The following is a 16,465-nucleotide window of genomic DNA, read 5'->3' on the forward strand; positions in this document are numbered from 1 at the left end:
AATAAATTGCTAAGGGAATCTCATGGCTGAGCCAATTTTCTTGTTGCTCCGGACTAAATCCTACTTTGTTAAGTTCATTGTGAAATCTAAATAATAAATAAGAACGGCCTCTATTAAGAGATTCAAGTATGCATAGCTTGAATACTTAATAGAGGCCGTTCTTTTAATTAAAAATTGTTATCAATGGATGTAACGTTATAACGACTATAATCCTTGATCCATCTGATAAAGATCACGGAAGTGTTGATTATTTTGATAGAGTTCTTTTGGTGAACCTTGCATTTCAATTTCTTTACTATTGATGAAGACAATTTGATCAACATGATTAACACCTTGTAAATGATGTGTGACCCAAATGATGGTCTTGCCATCTAGTACTTTAAAAATGGTCTTTAATAAATCATTTTCGGTAATTGGATCTAATCCAACAGTCGGCTCATCCAGTAAAACGATCGGTGCGTCTTGCAATAGAATACGTGCTAAGGCGATTCTTTCTTGTTCACCACCAGAGAAGTGAGAACCATTTTCGCCGACAATGGTGTTATATTTATCGGGTAATGATTCAACTAAATCCTTTAGTCCAACACGTTCCAAAGCTTTTTTAACTTCAGTGTCAGAACGATTTTCATTACCTAAACGAACATTATTCATCAAGGTAGTATTGAATAGGAATGGTTTCTGATTTAGTACGGAATAGATTTTTTCTCGGTTCTTTTGAATCTTATTAACGTTCATACCATTGATGGTAATTTGTCCCTTTTGAGGTGATAAATCACCGAGAATCAATTGTAAGATGGTTGTTTTACCAATACCACTAGGACCTAAGAGAGCTAATTTTTCGCCACGAGTAATCGTTTGTGAGAAGTTCTTAATTAGGATTGGTGAGTCGGCATCATATTCGAAGTTAACGTTATCCAATTTTAATTCTTGAAAGTCTTCGGGCTTCAAATCGACTTGTTCAGGTAAATGATTTTGAATTGGTTTCAAAGTGTTCAAACGAAGAATGGAATCCTTATAGAGTGGCCATTCCTCAAATCCTTGGCTGACAGGAATAATGGCGTCTGACAGTGGGAAAATGGCTAAAACAACAGCTGAAACAAAGTTAGCTTGTTCTTGATTGTGAGTCATGGTTAAGTTGGTAAAGATTAGGAAACAAACTGCTAAGGCAACGAAAAATAGTTGTAAAGCAAAGTCACGATTGCGTCGGAAAGCTTTGGATTTGTTTTTTGACTTATCCAAGTCACCGATATTTTTAGTAGTTAAATTTTGAAAATCTTTTTTACGACCAGAAATAATCCAGTCATCAACTCCCATAATGTTATCGGTCAACTGAACGTAGAGATCACTTTTAACTTGTTTTTGGTAGGCTCTTCTGGCGCTTTCAATCGTTACAGAAAATAATGGAACTAGAAAAACTTCGATAAATAGTAATAAGAAAACGAAGAAGCCAAAGGACGGATTAAAGATTCCTAAAGCAATTGAAGCGATGATTGTTACCAAGTAAGCTATTACGGCTGGAAAAATAGTTCTTAAATATAAATTTTGTAAGTGGCTGATATCTTCAGACAAAAGTCCCATGATATCACCAGTCTTGTGGTGTTCATTAAAGAAAGAAGCGTCACTTTCAAGGGTTCTATAAAGTCTAGTTCTTAAATCCGAAGTAACTCGTAAAACCCAATTGTGGCTTTTTAGTCTTTCAACGTATTTGAAGACAGGCCGTCCGATACCAAAAGCTCTTGTTAAAAGAATTGGTACGTAAATCAAGAGAATATTGACCGGGTGAGTAGCCGCTTTATCAATTGTGTAACCAGAAGTGAACATTAAAGCTGCAGCGCAGAAAGATGTCAGTAGTCCTAAAAGTAAGGCGGTAATCAAAAGTCCCTTGTACTGCTTGATGTAAGGTTTGACCCAAGTATCATGTTTGAATGTTTTAAAGAAATTCATAGTTGATCACCCCGCATGTTCTTGATTAATTGTGAATAAGCACCGTTATGGTTACTTAACTCGCTAGGAGTACCTTGTTCAGCAATCGTTCCATTATCCATAACGACGACATAATCCATTTCTTTGATCCAGTGCAGACGGTGAGTGGCAAAGATTACCAAATGATTTTGGAATAGTTTTTCCATTGGTTTTTTGAGGGCATATTCAGTTTCGATATCCAGATGGGCCGTTGGTTCATCGAAAATCAAAACGTGACGATCATTAGCCAGAAAGGCACGAGCTAACATAATACGTTGTTGTTGACCACCTGAGATACCACGTCCACCTTCACCAATGAGAGTTTGATAACCATCATTAAGGGTAGCGATGAATTCATCTAAACCGGCATCTGAAGCAGCCTGTTCGATTTCTTCTTGTAAAGCGTCAGGACGGTAAAAAGCAATGTTCTTAGCAATAGAACCGGCGAATAGATAAGGATCTTGTGGCAAAAAGGTTAACTTATTTTGCCAGTTGGCTTGCTTGAAATTAGCGACTTTTTCTTGATTGATTTTAATATCAGCTTTTTCAGGTACGATAAAACCACCAATAGTACGGATTAAAGTCGTTTTACCAGAACCAGATTTACCGATAACACCGATTTTTTGATAACCGTGAAGATTCAATTCATCAATATCTAGACTGACTTCATTTTGACCAGTTCCGTTGTATGAGAATTGTAGGTTTTGAATGTCAACTTGTGAGTCTTGATTCCAATCAAAAGCTTTAAGTTCAGTACTTTCGGATTTACTTGGACGTTCTAGAATTTCAAAAATAGAATTTAAAGCGTTCTTACCATTTAATGTGGCGTGATAGTCTCCAGAGAAATCTCGTAATGGTAAAAAGTATTCAGGAGCCAAGATCAAAGTAACTAAAGCAGGGAAGAGTGGAAAACTGTTGTTAATTAGGCCTAAACCGAGGAAGACGGCTAAAATAGCGATGCCTAATGTAGTTAACCAATCGAGCGCAAAAGTTGATAAGATGGCAATTCTGAGGGTATTCATGGTCCGACGACGATATTCATCACTAACTGTGTAAATATTCTTAGCATAGCGCTTACTTAGACCCAACATTTTTAGAGTTGGTAGACCCCTTAAAGCATCTAAGAAGTGGTTGGAAAGGATTGTATATTGTTTGTATTGAGAATCGGCTTTAGCTTGGGCGGCCAATCCTAAAATAATCATGAAGAGTATTACTAGAGGAACAATAATTGTTAAAGTAATTCCTGAAGCAATATTTTGCATGTAAATATAAATCAATAAAACAGGCGGAATGATGCACATATTCATCATTTTGGTAAAAATCAATTTGAAATAATTTTCAACTAGATCAATTCCATCAAGGGAAGAGGTAACTAAATTACCAGTACCTTCATCAGAAATCATTTCTGGCCCAGCTTCGTAAACCTTGTTTAGCAACTGAGAGCGGATATTCTCAGAAGTTTTACTAGCATAACTTTCAACGATTTTGGTATTAATTAGTGTAAAGAAGTGTCTCAAAATAAAAGCAATTGCAAACAAGATCATCGGATTAATGATGGTCTGTAACGATTTTTGTTCCCACGAATTAACTAGTGCTTCTGCTAAGTACTTACCTTGGAATAAAATAACAAATGCTTGCAAGAGAGTTAATCCTGCAAGCATCAATAGAAGTTTTTTTGTTCCTGGTAAGCGAAATAAACGCTTATCAATCATTAATATTTCACCGCATTTTCCCTTGGATTTATTCTCTTTGTAAATAGAGAGTATGACCAGATGAAGTATATAGCCACAATTGGAACTAAGATACATGCAACAATTGTCATAATTGTTAACGTGTATTGTGAGTTAGCAGCGTTTTTGATTAATATACTGTGTGCTGGATTTGTAGCAATCATGACACGTGGGAATAGTCCATTGAACAATAAGACGATGACCATGCTGAGTGATAAACCACTACCAACAAAGCTCCAGCCTTCTCTATCCTTTAGGACTCCATAGTAACCTAATAGTGAGAACAAAACAATTAGAGCTGTGATGAAAAGAGATGTTCCAAATCTCTTAGTAAAAAAGTCTGTTTGTAAGAATACAAGAACAGCAAAGACAACTTCACCTAAGAAGAGAATTGGATATAGAATTTGATTTAATTTACGAGCACGTTCGCGTAATGGTCCTTCGATTCTTAATCTGATGAAGTTGAGACCGTGAACGAGTGATAGAAGTACACCTGCGACACCACCAACAACAGATAATAGATTGACAACATCGAAGAATTTAGGAAAGGCATCGCCATTGGCATTGATAGGAACACCTTGCACCATACTCAAAAGAATCATACATAGGAAGAATGGTGGGATAATACTACCAGCAAAGAATGCCCACATCCATAGATTTTTACCAGTTCTAGTTTCGGCATGCTTGTGGAATTCAAATGAAACACCACGAAGGATTAAACCAACTAAGACTAATAAGAAGAGAATGTAATAACCTGAGAATAAGGTTGCGTACCAAAGTGGTAGTGAGGCAAACATTGCACCACCAGCAGTTACTAACCAAGTCTCGTTACCGTCCCAATGGGGACCAATAGTTGACATTAAAGCAGCTCTCTCTTGTTCATCTTTAGCTAGAAATCTAGTTGACATTCCAACACCAAAGTCAAAGCCTTCAAGAAAGAGGAAGATTGAAAACAGGAGTCCGATTATGATGAACCATAATGTACTTAGAGTCATTTTCCAAAAGCCTCCCTTGCAAATGGATCAACGTTTTGCTTGGAATCGACTTCTTCATAATATGGACCGTGATGAAGTGTTTGTCTGCAATACCAAACCATAACGCCACCCAAGAGTGTAAATAGTAAGAAGTAAACGATATTACTGAATAATAGACTAGCAACAGTTGAAGTTGGTGAAACAGCTTGAGCAATTGTAAATAGTCCGTAAACAATCCAAGGATAACGACCGAATTCGGTAATAAACCAACCGGCAGAGTTACCGATGAATGGTAGCCAGATAGCAATACCAAGAACAACTAACATCCACTTGTGATTTTCAATTGTATCTTTCTTCTTACGTGAGAAGATCAATCCAACTAGAGCAATCAGCATAATCAAAGCATCAATACCAGTCATAACTCTGAAGCTCCAGAATAAAGTCTTAGGTGGAACGAAGTAGTTCATGTCCTTACCAAATTTTTTATCATATTTAGCATGTAATTCTTTGTTAATGGAATTCATACCCTTAACTGAACCACTGAGTTTATGATAAGCCAAGATACTTAGAACACCTGGAACTTCAATCTTGCCACTTGCCTTATGATCTTTAGCATCGATCAATTCGACAATTGTCCAAGGTGCAGGATCTTTAGTATCTTCGTAAATACCTTCAGTAGCGGCAAATTTCATTGGTTGATCTTTGATGATTTGTTGTGTTTGAAGATCACCAGCGCCGGCTGAAAGAAGCGCAAAAATCAAACTAGCCCATAGGCCAAAACGTAATGAAGTCTTGAAGAAGTGATTTTCATCTTTCTTCTTACGTAAAAGACCCCAAGCACTCATACCTGCAATAACTACAGCAGCAGTCATAAAGGCAGCTAAGATAACGTGTGGGAAGACTTTCCAAAGTTGAGGATTTCTAACCACAGCACCAAAATCAGTTAATTGAATTCGGTGTGTTACGTTGTTAATTTTGAAACCTGTAGGATGTTGCATAAAACTATTGGCAGCTAAGATCCAAATAGCGGAAAGCATGGTACCAATAGATGTCATCCAAATCATAAATGCGTGAACACCTGGTTTGAAACGATCCCAAGTGAACATCCAGATTCCGATGAAGACTGATTCAATGAAGAAAGCAAGAAGAGCTTCAATAGCAAGTGGGGCACCAAATACATCACCCATAAAACGTGAGTATTCAGACCAATTCATACCAAATTGGAACTCTTGAATAATACCGGTAACTATACCAACAGCAAAACTTAGGAGAAAAATCTTTCCCCAGAACTTTGCCATATCTAAATAAACTTTGTCTTTTTTAACGGCGTAAATAGTTTCCATGATAGCGACTAAAAAGCCCATTCCGATTGAAAATGGAACAAAGAAGAAATGGAAGACAGTTGTCATCGCAAATTGAAAACGAGCCAAAGAGACAATGCTTAAACCCAAAGTAAGCATGGTAAAAACCTCCTTAGAACACATAATAAGAACCCTAATATATACAGATTTATCATATGATTAATTAATATTATAAGCAACACATTTGACTTGTGAAAAAACGGTTCCATCGTTGAAAACAGTGACATAAATAAAACAATGAATGAACGATGATTGCTTAAATAAAAATACATATATAAGATAATATCCTAATTAAAATATAGTCCTTTGAAATCGTTTTTATCATCATTATTGGCAAGATATTTTTACGAAAAGATACTTTGTTTTAACATATTACCGTTATAACGATATTGGAATGATTAAATTGCTTAATTAGTAAGACATTGGTTGGCTTTTATTGCAAAGTTCCAAAATAACTCGACAATTTTAGATGTGTTATCGTGCTGTTTCATGAATACCAGTTGACTAGTAATCTTTGGTACAAGCGGCACGACTTTAATATTATCAAAACCTGTAAGATCGAATGATTTGTCCATTACTATTGAAATACCATCGCCTTGATTAAGCATTTCAAGAATCAAATCGATTCTTTGACCGTTATAAGTGACACGTGGACGTAATTGCAGGTTTTGAAAAGCTGAATAAAGAGGATTACTCATGCTTATTGTGTTACTTAAAAGTAATAGTGATTCCCTTTTGAGCATATCGGGGGTGATGTAGTCTTGATCAGCCAAATGATTATTTTTGGGTACTAAAACAACAAGTCTGTCCATCTCACTGACAATTAAATCATAAGAAGGAAAATCATTATCAAAGATTCTCGTAAATACAATATCGACATTTTTTTGATCCAGTGAATGTTCCAATTTATCAACGTTTTCTTCGCTAAACTGTAATCTTATTTTTGGATAACGTTTGGCAAAGTCAGTTATGATATGAAATGCTTGATATTGGGATAAAGAGGGCATGCCTTGAATAACTAATGGACGTTCTTCTAACCAGGCTTCGCTTGCAATTAGTTGGTTTAATTCAGCTTCTTTTTCCAAAACGTTCTTTACTTTAGGCAAAATTAATTTTCCAACTCGAGTTAGTTTGATTTGGCGATGAGCGCGTACAAACAATTTAACGTTCCAATTTTTTTCCAAAATCATGATGTATTTTGAAATTGTTGATTGTGATAAAAACATTCTTTGAGCTGTTAAACTGTAATTTTGTGTCTTTGCCAAATCAAGGAAAACTGCCAATTTTTTAGTATCCACCGTATACTCCTAACTATTATTATTCTGAATAGTTTAACACTAAAACAGAATTGTTCTTTGTTTTGATGGTTATTAGACTTTTACTTGTGATTATATTTTATTAAATGCAAGGAGTCTTTCTATGCCAATCGGGATTATAACGAATGTTTGTGCCATCCTTTTCGGTGGAATTGCTGGAGCCTTAGGCGGTGAAATAATGTCGGATAGTTTTAAAGAAGGTCTTAATATGACTTTCAGTCTCTGTTCGATTTGTATGGGAATTTATGCAATTGCTCCTATGAAAAATTTAGCAGCCGTTGTTTTTGCTGTCATACTTGGAACTAGTTTAGGAATTATTTTTCATTTGGGAAAAGCTATCAATCGTGGTGCCCAAGGAATGCAACATTTCATTTCGAAATTTATTAATGCACCATCAGAGATGGATCAAGTAACTTTTGAGACTACGTTAGTAACTGTGATCGTTCTATTTTGTGCTAGTGGTACAGGAATTTACGGTACCCTTACTGAGGGAATTAATGGTGATGCGACAATTTTGATATCGAAGTCCATTCTTGATTTTTTTGCAGCTGTTATTTTTGGTGCTAATTTAGGTGCAGTGGTTTCACTAATAGCCGTTCCACAGATTATCATTCTAACAATAATATTTTCTCTTGCTAATTTCATTGTTCCATTAACTACGCCTGATATGATTCTTGATTTTAAAGCCACTGGGGGAGTTTTAATGTTAGCCAGTGGTTTTCGGATTACGAAAATTAAAATGTTTCCAACCGCGGATATGATTCCTATCATGATAGTTATTATGCCAATTTCATGGTTATGGACCAATGTTATTGTGCCGTTGATCCATTAATAAAAAGACACCAATTCAGATAAGTGAATTGGTGTCTTTTTATTAATTGTGACGATTACTACGACTTCTTGAGCCAACATTTCCATTATTTCCTGGATTTTGACCATAAGGATTTTGTGGTTGACCTAATTGTTGTTGCCCATTTGGAGTTTGGTTTTGATTGCCAAATCTCTGTTGTAAGTTAGGTCTTGGTTGGTTGAAGTTTTGATTATTTTGAGGTGCATAATTTTGATTATTGAATTGACGTCTGTTGCCGTTCATAGGTTGTTGATTCTGAGATTGTCCAAAATTATTTTGTGGTTGTTGATTATTGCGACCACCATTATTCATTGGTTTATTGGACATTTGATTATTATTCATCGATTGATTTGGAAACTGTTGTTGATTGTTATAACCGTTATTCATAGGTTGTTGAAAATTACCATTACCGTTGAAATTTGCATTAGGATTCTGATTCATCTGGTTTGGAGCTTGTTGATTGAATCCCGGTTGATTCATAGGTTGTTGGTTATATTGTCCCTGATATTGTTGATTAGGATTAGGTTGTTGATTGAAGTTTTGATTATTTTGAGCTTGATAAGGATTATAGCCATAATTTTGTTGATTAAAATTGTTCGGTTGTGCATTATATTGCTCTGGGTTCATTTGATTCATAGGATTTTGATCATATGGATTGTTTCCATACTGATTAGTAGGATCCTCAGGTTCATCTTCAGGAATTGGATGGAGAATCGTATCAACGATAACGATGATCAAATCGATTGCACCAATAATGATACCAACCCAAGCCCAGATTTTTAGAAAACCTGCACCAGGCATGTTGGCATTGAAGAGGCCCATTAGTCCACCAAGAATCAGGATGATAAAGCCTACGATATCAGGAACCATACTATACGTACGGTTAGTTAAGATGTAAATTGCAGCCGAGATAATATAAGTTATTGCCATCAAAATACCAGCGGCACCACCAATGGCACCTGTACCAACTAGAGCAGCAATAAAGCCTTCAAATCCGGACTTAACCATTAGGATAATAGATAGTATAAGCAATAAAATACCGGCAGAAATTTTTGTTATTCTTACCATAAAGAAACCTCCGATTTTACTAACAAATACTATTGTATATCATCCTTTATAAAATGGTTAATAGGACCATATTTATGTCCGACATCAATTTCATTTTTAATAGCATTGTAAGTAAATGTTTTAGCAATTCTGATAGCATCTTCCATACTCTTGCCCTTAGCAATTTCAGCTACGATACATGATGATAGTGTATCACCAGTACCGTTGATATGATCAGTTTTTACAAAGGGTTCAGAGATCCAGAAAGATTCGCCATCTTCTAGTAGAACGTAGTCTTCAACTTCACTGATTGAGTCGTCACTATGTTCACCCTTTATCATAATATTTTTTGGTCCTAAATTGCGTAATTTATGCGCAGCCTTAATAATTTCTTCTTTATTATTCAATTCTAATCCAGAAAGTTTTTTAGCTTCGTAAAAATTAGGAGTAATTAAATCGGCTAATGGGAACAATTCATCGATCAAAGTTTGGTAAGCTTCAGCTTCTAAAAGCATGGCTCCATGTTTTGTGATGATAACTGGATCAAGAACAAAAGCACCAAAAGGCTTATCCTTGATGGCTTCAGCGACAGTGTGAATGATTTCAGAATCAGAAAGCATACCTGTCTTGAAAGCAGAAACTTTAAAATCATCTTTAATATCATTGATTTGGCTATTAATAAACTTGGCTGGCATATTTACGCTATCGTGAATACCGTAAGAGTTACCGGCAACGGCAGCAGTTAAAACTGACATACCATAAACGCCACGAGCCATAAAAGTCTTTAGATCAGCTTGTGCACCGGCACTACCGTCAGAGTCAGAACCAGCAATAGTTAGTACTTGAATAAATTTATTCAATGTTAGTCACCCACCTAATTAATTGTTTCCTTTATATTAACAGAAAGCGTGAATTTGTGAGGGGGATTTATCATATTTCCCTTGACCTTGACGTAACGTAATCCCTTAAAATCGAAATTGTTAGGAGATTTATTTATGAAATATACAATAAAAAAATTAGCACAATTGGCTGGTGTGAGTACGCGTACATTAAGATATTATGATCAAATTGGTTTGTTGAAACCCAGTGAAGTTAATGAAAAGAATTATAGAATTTATGATAAAAAAAACGTAAATAAATTGCAACAGATTCTCTTTTACAGGGCTCTTGACTTCCCATTAGATCAAATCAAACGACTAATCAATGATCCTGATTTTTCACGACTACAAGCTTTAAAAGAGCAACAAAAACTTTTAAAAGCTAAGCGCGATGAGTTGGATGATCTCCTAACAAATATCAATATGACTATTAAGAGTTTCCAAGGAGAAATTAAAATGACTGATACTGAGAAATTCAATACTTTCAAACAGATAAAAATAAAGGAAAATGAGCAAAAATTTGGTCAAGAAATTCGTAAGGATTACGGTGAAGAAGTCATTAATACTTCTAATGATAAGTTTGCTAAGTTGAGTGAAGAAAAATATCAAGCTATGAATAACTTAGAGATAGAATTGATTCAGAATTTAGTTGAATTGAAAAAACATCCAGACTTGAATTCAGATTTGGCTAAAAAGATTTTTGAAGAACATAAGCAATGGTTAACTTATACGTGGCCTAAATATAATGAGAAAATGCATCGAGGATTAGTTGACCTGTATGTAGAAGATAAACGGTTTGCTAAATATTATGACGATAAGGCTAATACTGAGGTTGTCCAATTGTTACGGGATGTCATTTATAAGTACACCAAATAGATATAACGGCGTTATATAAAAAGAACAAATCATCAAATGATTTGCTCTTTTTTCATTAAATATTATTTGCTGCATTTTTATCAACTAAGTCACGATAGAAGTTAGCCATAGTCAATTTGTAGTATGGATAGATCCAGATGAAACCAATACCCAATGTGATACTACCTAGAATCCACCATCCTAAGAAACTAAGTTGCATTACGAAGTAACGACCTTTATTACCAACCATTAATCGACGACTACGAGTAATGTAATCAGTTAATGTAAGCCCATCAGCTTCACCACGATCATTGAGATCTTTATAGATAAAGTAAGTTTGAGAGTATGCCATCATCTTGATAATACCAGGAACAATTAATAATAAGGTCCATAAGAATGAAAAAATACCTACGAGAATATAGATTAAAATTAGTTTCCACCAATCAGGACTTCTGAAATAGGTGAAATTACTTTTGATGGGTTGAAAATCTAGTTGAGGATCTTCAATCCAATCTAATCCTCTGAAAGCACTCGATAGTGAGATTAATAAAACAACTAAACTGATAATGTAAGAAGTTAAACTGGTTGAGAGTAAACTTGAAAAAGCACCACCATTGTTATAAACAGCATCTTTCATGGCATCAGTTGAGTTAGAACGGCTGACATTAATGTTAATGATCATAACAATGACCGGAATTAAGTAAAGTTGAACTGCTCTGGACCAATTACCCTGTAAAAGTGATTTTACTTCAGTTTTTAATTCATACCTTGTTTTATACCTTTGCATATATTTATATCCTCCTAAAAAATTAATCATACATTAATTATGAAAAAATCGAAACTAATTAAGAATGGATATTGTTACTATTTCAAAATCATTTTCGTTTATAATAAAGCCAATAGACCGTATAAAGGAGAAGATTTTATGATTGGATTTATTGGAGCCGGTAGTATCGGTGGAGCCGTTATAACGGGCTTTATTAAAAATGGGTTTAATGCGGATGAAATAATTGTTAAAGGTGGTCATTCTAACCATGCCAACCTTTTAGGTGAACAGTTGGGATTCCAAGTAGTTAAAAAAGTTAAACAATTAGAAGATACTGATGTTATTTTCATTGCCGTTGGAGCTAATGCTTTGGACGGTGTTTTGAAAGAACTAAAAGAGATTGTAGCAGGCAAATTGGTTGTAGCTTTCACCGGTAGTGCTACAATTTCTCATTTGAAACAGGTATTAGGTGATGCCAAGGTTGCTCATGCCATTCCTAATACTCCGGTTAAAGTTGGAGCAGGGTTTACTGGAATCACTTACTCAAACGATTTTGAGGACGCTGATAAGAAGAAAGTTGCTTCAATCATGGGATATACAGGTCAATTAGTTGAAGTCCCTGAAAATCAACTAGGAATTCTCGGAACAGTTGCTGGTTGTTCACCAGCCTTCTTGGATGTCTTCATCGAAGCTTTGAGTGATGCAGGTGTAAAGCATGGTTTAAATCGTAAGTTGGCTTATGATGCTGCTATCGGTATGGCTATTGGTGCTAGTAAGTTAGCTAAACAATCAGAACTAAATGTTTCTGCCTTGAAAGATGAGGTTACTTCACCAGGTGGCTCAACAATTCGCGGTGTGGCTGCGCTAGAAGAATATGGTTTTAGAAATGCTGTTATTAAAGCTGTTGATGCAGCCGAAGAGTAATTGATCCAATAATCAAAAAATCCGATTAGTTCAGATATATTTTTAATATCTGGTCAAATCGGATTTTTTTTGTAGAGAAATAATTATTTCAGAATAGTTATTTTTTTGTTCTTTACAGTGTAATCAGGTAAAATTAAGAAAATCAAAATAGGACGTGAAGACATTTGCAAAAAAGAAAAGCTTATCGCACAGCAATTTTAGGAATCTTAATGGCGATTATTCTTGTGCAATCAATGGTGCCTTTTTTAGGTTTCATACCAACCGGTTTTATTAATATAACGATTATCCATATTACTGTTATCGTAGCTGCTATTGTTTTGGGACCTAAAGATGGAGCAATTGTAGGTCTAGTCTGGGGAATTGGAACGATTATCCGTGCTTTCACTAATCCAACTTCAATTATTGATACAACAGTTTTTACTAATCCAGTTGTGGCCGTTTTGCCCAGAGTAGCTGTCGGATTGGTTGCTGGGTGGATCTATTTGTGGTTCAAACATCATACAAGTAAAAAAGTTTTAGGGATGGCCATAGCTTCCGGAGTTGGTTCTTTAGTTAACACCGGCCTAGTATTAGGATTGATGCGTTTGATGTATGCAAGTACTATGGCACAAGCCTATGCTACTCAAACTGACCTTTTGAATAAGTTATTGTTAGTAATTGTTGGAACCAATGGTGTTCCAGAAATGATTGCGGCTATCATTATTGCCCCAGCTATTTCTAGTGCTATATTGAAAACTAATAAATTTTTGGATAATTAATAATATATAAAAACGGCCTCTATATAAGGGATTCAAGTAAAGAATATATCTTGAATGCTTAATTGAGGCCGTTTTTTGATTAAAATCTTTTTTATGTTTTCAAATTATTTGTTGCTTGTAGCTGCCATGCGTTCTTTATGAGCTTGAACGATTTTATCTGCAATGGCACGGGCAACATTTTCGTTCTTTAAAATTGGTCCGTGTGAGTAACTGCCAATAACATTCTTGTAACGCATACCTTCTTGTTTGTCATCAGGATTGTTACCATAGCCTTGGATCATTGTTCCGAAAGGTTTAAGCATTTTCTTATCATCGAAGTAAGTACGGCCACTATGGTTCTCAAAAGCCTTTACAGTGCCCCATTCAGTCTTATACTCAGTATCACCGATCATACGACTGTCGGCTTTGAAAACTGTGTGTAGGGGTAGGACATCGAGACATTGGATGGTTTTGCCACCACTTGTTTCATAGTACTTTCCGAGAAACTGGTAACCACCACAGATGCAAAGCATTGGCTTGTCATCTTCAATATAATCTTTGATAGTTTGACGATGTCTTTGTAAGTCAGTTGCGACAACTGATTGTTCGAAATCTTGACCACCACCAAAGAAAAGGAAGTCATAATCAAAGGCGTTAAAGTCCATATCCAAACTGATGTTATCAACTTGAGTATCATAACCTTGTTCTTTAAGAAGAAAGCTGAGAATTTTAACATCTCCACTGTCTCCGTAAGTATTCATTAAATCTTCGTATAAGTAAGCAATTTTAATAGTTTCAGACATAATTTCTCCAATTTAGATTAGAAACATTGTAATTTAGTTAAATAATTGTAATATAGTTTAGTAACGAGGTGATGGAATTGACAAAAGAAATCAATAAAGAGATTTTAGCAGATTTTAACAAGAACTTAAATCAAGATGCAAGTAATAATGTTTTGAAAAATTCTGTAGCACAGGTTGGAATTTACAAAGCTTCAGAAGATCCAGAAGTAAAAACGAAGTTGAATCCTTCATTTAATATTATGGTCAACTCAGGGAAGGTCTCTAACCAGAAGCAATCCGGACGTTGCTGGCTATTTGCTGCACTTAATACTTTGAGAACCGAATTTGCTTTACGAAACAATATGAAAGATTTTGAATTGTCTCAAAATTATTTATCATTTTGGGATCGACTAGAAAAATCTAATGCCTTTTATCAAGAGGTTCTAGAATCAGCCGATTTACCAATTGAAGATCGTCAGGTAAATGATGTTTTCAGTGGTCCTAATGGTGATGGTGGTTTTTGGAGCTCTGCTGCTAACTTGATTAGTAAGTATGGTGTAGTGCCTAACTACGTTATGCCAGAAACAGCTGTTTCAGAAAATACACGTGAATTCGACGCCGTCCTTAATAAATTATTGCGCAAAAATGGAATTGAACTACGCCAATTAGTTAAGGATGGAGCTGCTCAAGCAGATATTGATAAACGCGTCAACGAAATGTTGTCAGAAATTTACAAGATTTGTGTATACTCATTCGGCTTGCCACCAAAGAGTTTTGAACTATCATTGCAAACTGATAATGATAAGTTGATTGAAGAAGAAAATATCACACCAAAACAATTCTTTAATAACTACTTTACAACTAACTTGGATGATTTTGTGACAATTGAGAATTCTCCTCAAAAGAGTAAGAAATATCATCAAGTTTATTCAATTAAGAACCAAAATAACGTTATTGGCGGTAAAGAGCATGTCTTCTTGAACTTACCGATGGAACGTCTTGAAGAATTAACTATTCAACAATTGAAGAATAATCAATTGGTTTGGTTCGGTAATGATGTTTTGAAGCAATCAGACCGTAAGAATGGTTACTTATTGGGTGATCTTTATCAATATGACGAATTGTTCGGCATGGATAGTCAAATTGAAAAGGGACTCGCTCTTGACTATGGAGAAGCTGAAGTTTCTCACGCAATGACCATCACCGGTGTTAACATTTTGCATGGTCAACCTAACCGTTGGAAAGTTGAAAATTCTTGGGGTGAAGATAACGGAGTTCATGGTTATTATTTGATGGATGAAAAATGGTTCAAAGATAATACTTATGAAGTCGTTATTAATAAGAAATATTTAAACGATGAAGAATTAGCTGAACTTGATCAAGAACCAGTTGTTCTACCTTCATGGGATGCATTATCGTAAAAAATAAAACAAGCTAAAATAGCCTCAATAACTCAAAACCGAGTTATTGAGGCTATTATTTTTTAACATAATTAAACCATTGCTGGTTTTCCATAAAGGTATCCTTGTTGAATATCGATACCATATTTTTTAGCTAAAATTTGATCCTTATAATCTTCGACACCTTCGATTACCATATCTAAGCAATACTTTTCGGCCTGTTTAACCCAAAAATCAAGATACTTAGGGATTAGTTCGGCGTGACCACTCATGCGAAAATTTTGCATTGCAAACTTGATTCGATCAACATAGGGTAATGCCTGTTTAACATTTTCATAAGTATTAGAGCCAGTCCCGACATCGTCGATAACTAAAGAGATACTATTTTGATGTAATAGTGAACTCAATTTTTTAACTTTATCTAAGGGAACAGCTTCAGTTAGTTCAATTGTGAGTGAAACAGGAGCAATTCTTTTCTTTAAAGAAATAATCTCATCAATTGTTGTTGGATCATTAGTTTGATCATGATTTAAATTGAAGGAAATCATCCGATCATCTTTGCCAGTATTTTTCTCCAAAGATTTAACAGTTTCTTCGAGCAACTTAGTTTGTCGTTCAATCGAAAGTTCCGTAAAGTCCTCTGGTAAATGCCAAGAACCATTGTCTTCTTTACGCAAAAGAACCTCGTAACCGAAAATTGAATCATCATCTTTGTTTATCTGTGGCTGAACAAAAAAACTATATTTCGTAATCCTTTCCTCCTTTATTTAAATTTAATTGAATTTATCATCTATCGAACTATTTTATGACTTTTCAAAAATTAAGGCAATTAATCAGCTAGGTTGTTTAATTGCATAACGCCGTTATGAAATAAAAGAGAAAA

General features: G+C 35.1%; 15 protein-coding genes. 5 read left to right on the forward strand and 10 right to left on the reverse strand.

Features of this window, described 5'->3' with window-relative positions:
- Positions 1 to 204: 204 nt before the first annotated feature.
- The 5 genes from cydC to ATN92_RS12830 all read right to left on the reverse strand — a co-directional run bounded on the left by cydC (position 205) and on the right by ATN92_RS12830 (position 7,325).
- Positions 205 to 1,944, reverse strand: coding sequence for a thiol reductant ABC exporter subunit CydC (cydC, locus tag ATN92_RS12810; protein WP_056955091.1), 1,740 nt, complete (start codon positions 1,942 to 1,944; stop codon positions 205 to 207).
- Complete coding sequence (gene cydD, locus ATN92_RS12815) at positions 1,941 to 3,674, reverse strand: thiol reductant ABC exporter subunit CydD (protein ID WP_056955089.1); 1,734 nt, start codon at positions 3,672 to 3,674, stop codon at positions 1,941 to 1,943. Before cydD ends, cydC begins: the two co-directional genes overlap by 4 nt.
- Positions 3,674 to 4,687, reverse strand: coding sequence for a cytochrome d ubiquinol oxidase subunit II (gene cydB, locus ATN92_RS12820; RefSeq protein ID WP_054642718.1), 1,014 nt, complete (start codon positions 4,685 to 4,687; stop codon positions 3,674 to 3,676). The genes cydD and cydB overlap by 1 nt, the downstream gene beginning before the upstream one ends.
- Positions 4,684 to 6,126 (reverse strand): cytochrome ubiquinol oxidase subunit I, encoded by a 1,443-nt coding sequence (locus tag ATN92_RS12825; protein WP_056955087.1) that lies wholly within the window; start codon positions 6,124 to 6,126, stop codon positions 4,684 to 4,686. Before ATN92_RS12825 ends, cydB begins: the two co-directional genes overlap by 4 nt.
- 308 nt (positions 6,127 to 6,434) lie before the next feature.
- The gene (locus tag ATN92_RS12830; RefSeq protein WP_056955085.1) at positions 6,435 to 7,325 is read right to left on the reverse strand and encodes a LysR family transcriptional regulator; all 891 of its coding nucleotides are present in this window, start codon (positions 7,323 to 7,325) and stop codon (positions 6,435 to 6,437) included.
- Between the two features lie 121 nt (positions 7,326 to 7,446).
- Here ATN92_RS12830 and ATN92_RS12835 point away from each other — a divergent pair, with 121 nt between their 5' ends.
- Positions 7,447 to 8,175 carry a DUF554 domain-containing protein gene (locus tag ATN92_RS12835; protein WP_056955083.1) on the forward strand — a complete coding sequence of 243 codons (729 nt, stop codon included), beginning with the start codon at positions 7,447 to 7,449 and terminating at the stop codon, positions 8,173 to 8,175.
- A gap of 42 nt (positions 8,176 to 8,217) precedes the next feature.
- Here the strand turns inward: ATN92_RS12835 and ATN92_RS12840 are convergent, their stop codons facing one another.
- Positions 8,218 to 9,261 carry a hypothetical protein gene (locus ATN92_RS12840; protein WP_056955081.1) on the reverse strand — a complete coding sequence of 348 codons (1,044 nt, stop codon included), beginning with the start codon at positions 9,259 to 9,261 and terminating at the stop codon, positions 8,218 to 8,220.
- Positions 9,262 to 9,290: 29 nt separating this feature from the next.
- A complete protein-coding gene (thiD, locus tag ATN92_RS12845; RefSeq protein WP_056955079.1) occupies positions 9,291 to 10,100 on the reverse strand; it encodes a bifunctional hydroxymethylpyrimidine kinase/phosphomethylpyrimidine kinase in 810 nt (269 codons plus the stop codon).
- Positions 10,101 to 10,235: 135 nt separating this feature from the next.
- Between thiD and ATN92_RS12850 the strand changes: the two genes are divergently transcribed.
- Entirely contained in the window at positions 10,236 to 10,994 is a 759-nt protein-coding gene (locus tag ATN92_RS12850) for a MerR family transcriptional regulator (RefSeq protein ID WP_056955076.1), read from the forward strand.
- A gap of 55 nt (positions 10,995 to 11,049) precedes the next feature.
- Here the strand turns inward: ATN92_RS12850 and ATN92_RS12855 are convergent, their stop codons facing one another.
- The gene (locus tag ATN92_RS12855) at positions 11,050 to 11,760 is read right to left on the reverse strand and encodes a DUF975 family protein (RefSeq protein WP_056955074.1); all 711 of its coding nucleotides are present in this window, start codon (positions 11,758 to 11,760) and stop codon (positions 11,050 to 11,052) included.
- 138 nt (positions 11,761 to 11,898) lie between these two features.
- Between ATN92_RS12855 and proC the strand changes: the two genes are divergently transcribed.
- Positions 11,899 to 12,663: a pyrroline-5-carboxylate reductase gene (proC, locus tag ATN92_RS12860; protein ID WP_056955073.1), complete on the forward strand. Its 765-nt coding sequence runs from the start codon at positions 11,899 to 11,901 to the stop codon at positions 12,661 to 12,663.
- A 164-nt stretch (positions 12,664 to 12,827) separates the two neighbouring features.
- Positions 12,828 to 13,421 (forward strand): ECF transporter S component, encoded by a 594-nt coding sequence (locus tag ATN92_RS12865; RefSeq protein ID WP_082604615.1) that lies wholly within the window; start codon positions 12,828 to 12,830, stop codon positions 13,419 to 13,421.
- Between the two features lie 104 nt (positions 13,422 to 13,525).
- On the opposite strand, the gene ATN92_RS12870 is transcribed toward ATN92_RS12865, so the two are convergent.
- A complete protein-coding gene (locus tag ATN92_RS12870; RefSeq protein WP_056955071.1) occupies positions 13,526 to 14,203 on the reverse strand; it encodes a type 1 glutamine amidotransferase in 678 nt (225 codons plus the stop codon).
- A 71-nt stretch (positions 14,204 to 14,274) separates the two neighbouring features.
- Between ATN92_RS12870 and ATN92_RS12875 the strand changes: the two genes are divergently transcribed.
- Positions 14,275 to 15,603 (forward strand): C1 family peptidase, encoded by a 1,329-nt coding sequence (locus ATN92_RS12875; RefSeq protein ID WP_234032600.1) that lies wholly within the window; start codon positions 14,275 to 14,277, stop codon positions 15,601 to 15,603.
- A 71-nt stretch (positions 15,604 to 15,674) separates the two neighbouring features.
- On the opposite strand, the gene ATN92_RS12880 is transcribed toward ATN92_RS12875, so the two are convergent.
- A complete protein-coding gene (locus ATN92_RS12880; RefSeq protein ID WP_321197788.1) occupies positions 15,675 to 16,349 on the reverse strand; it encodes an EAL domain-containing protein in 675 nt (224 codons plus the stop codon).
- Positions 16,350 to 16,465: the final 116 nt, after the last annotated feature.

Source organism: Companilactobacillus bobalius (genome assembly GCF_009764355.1).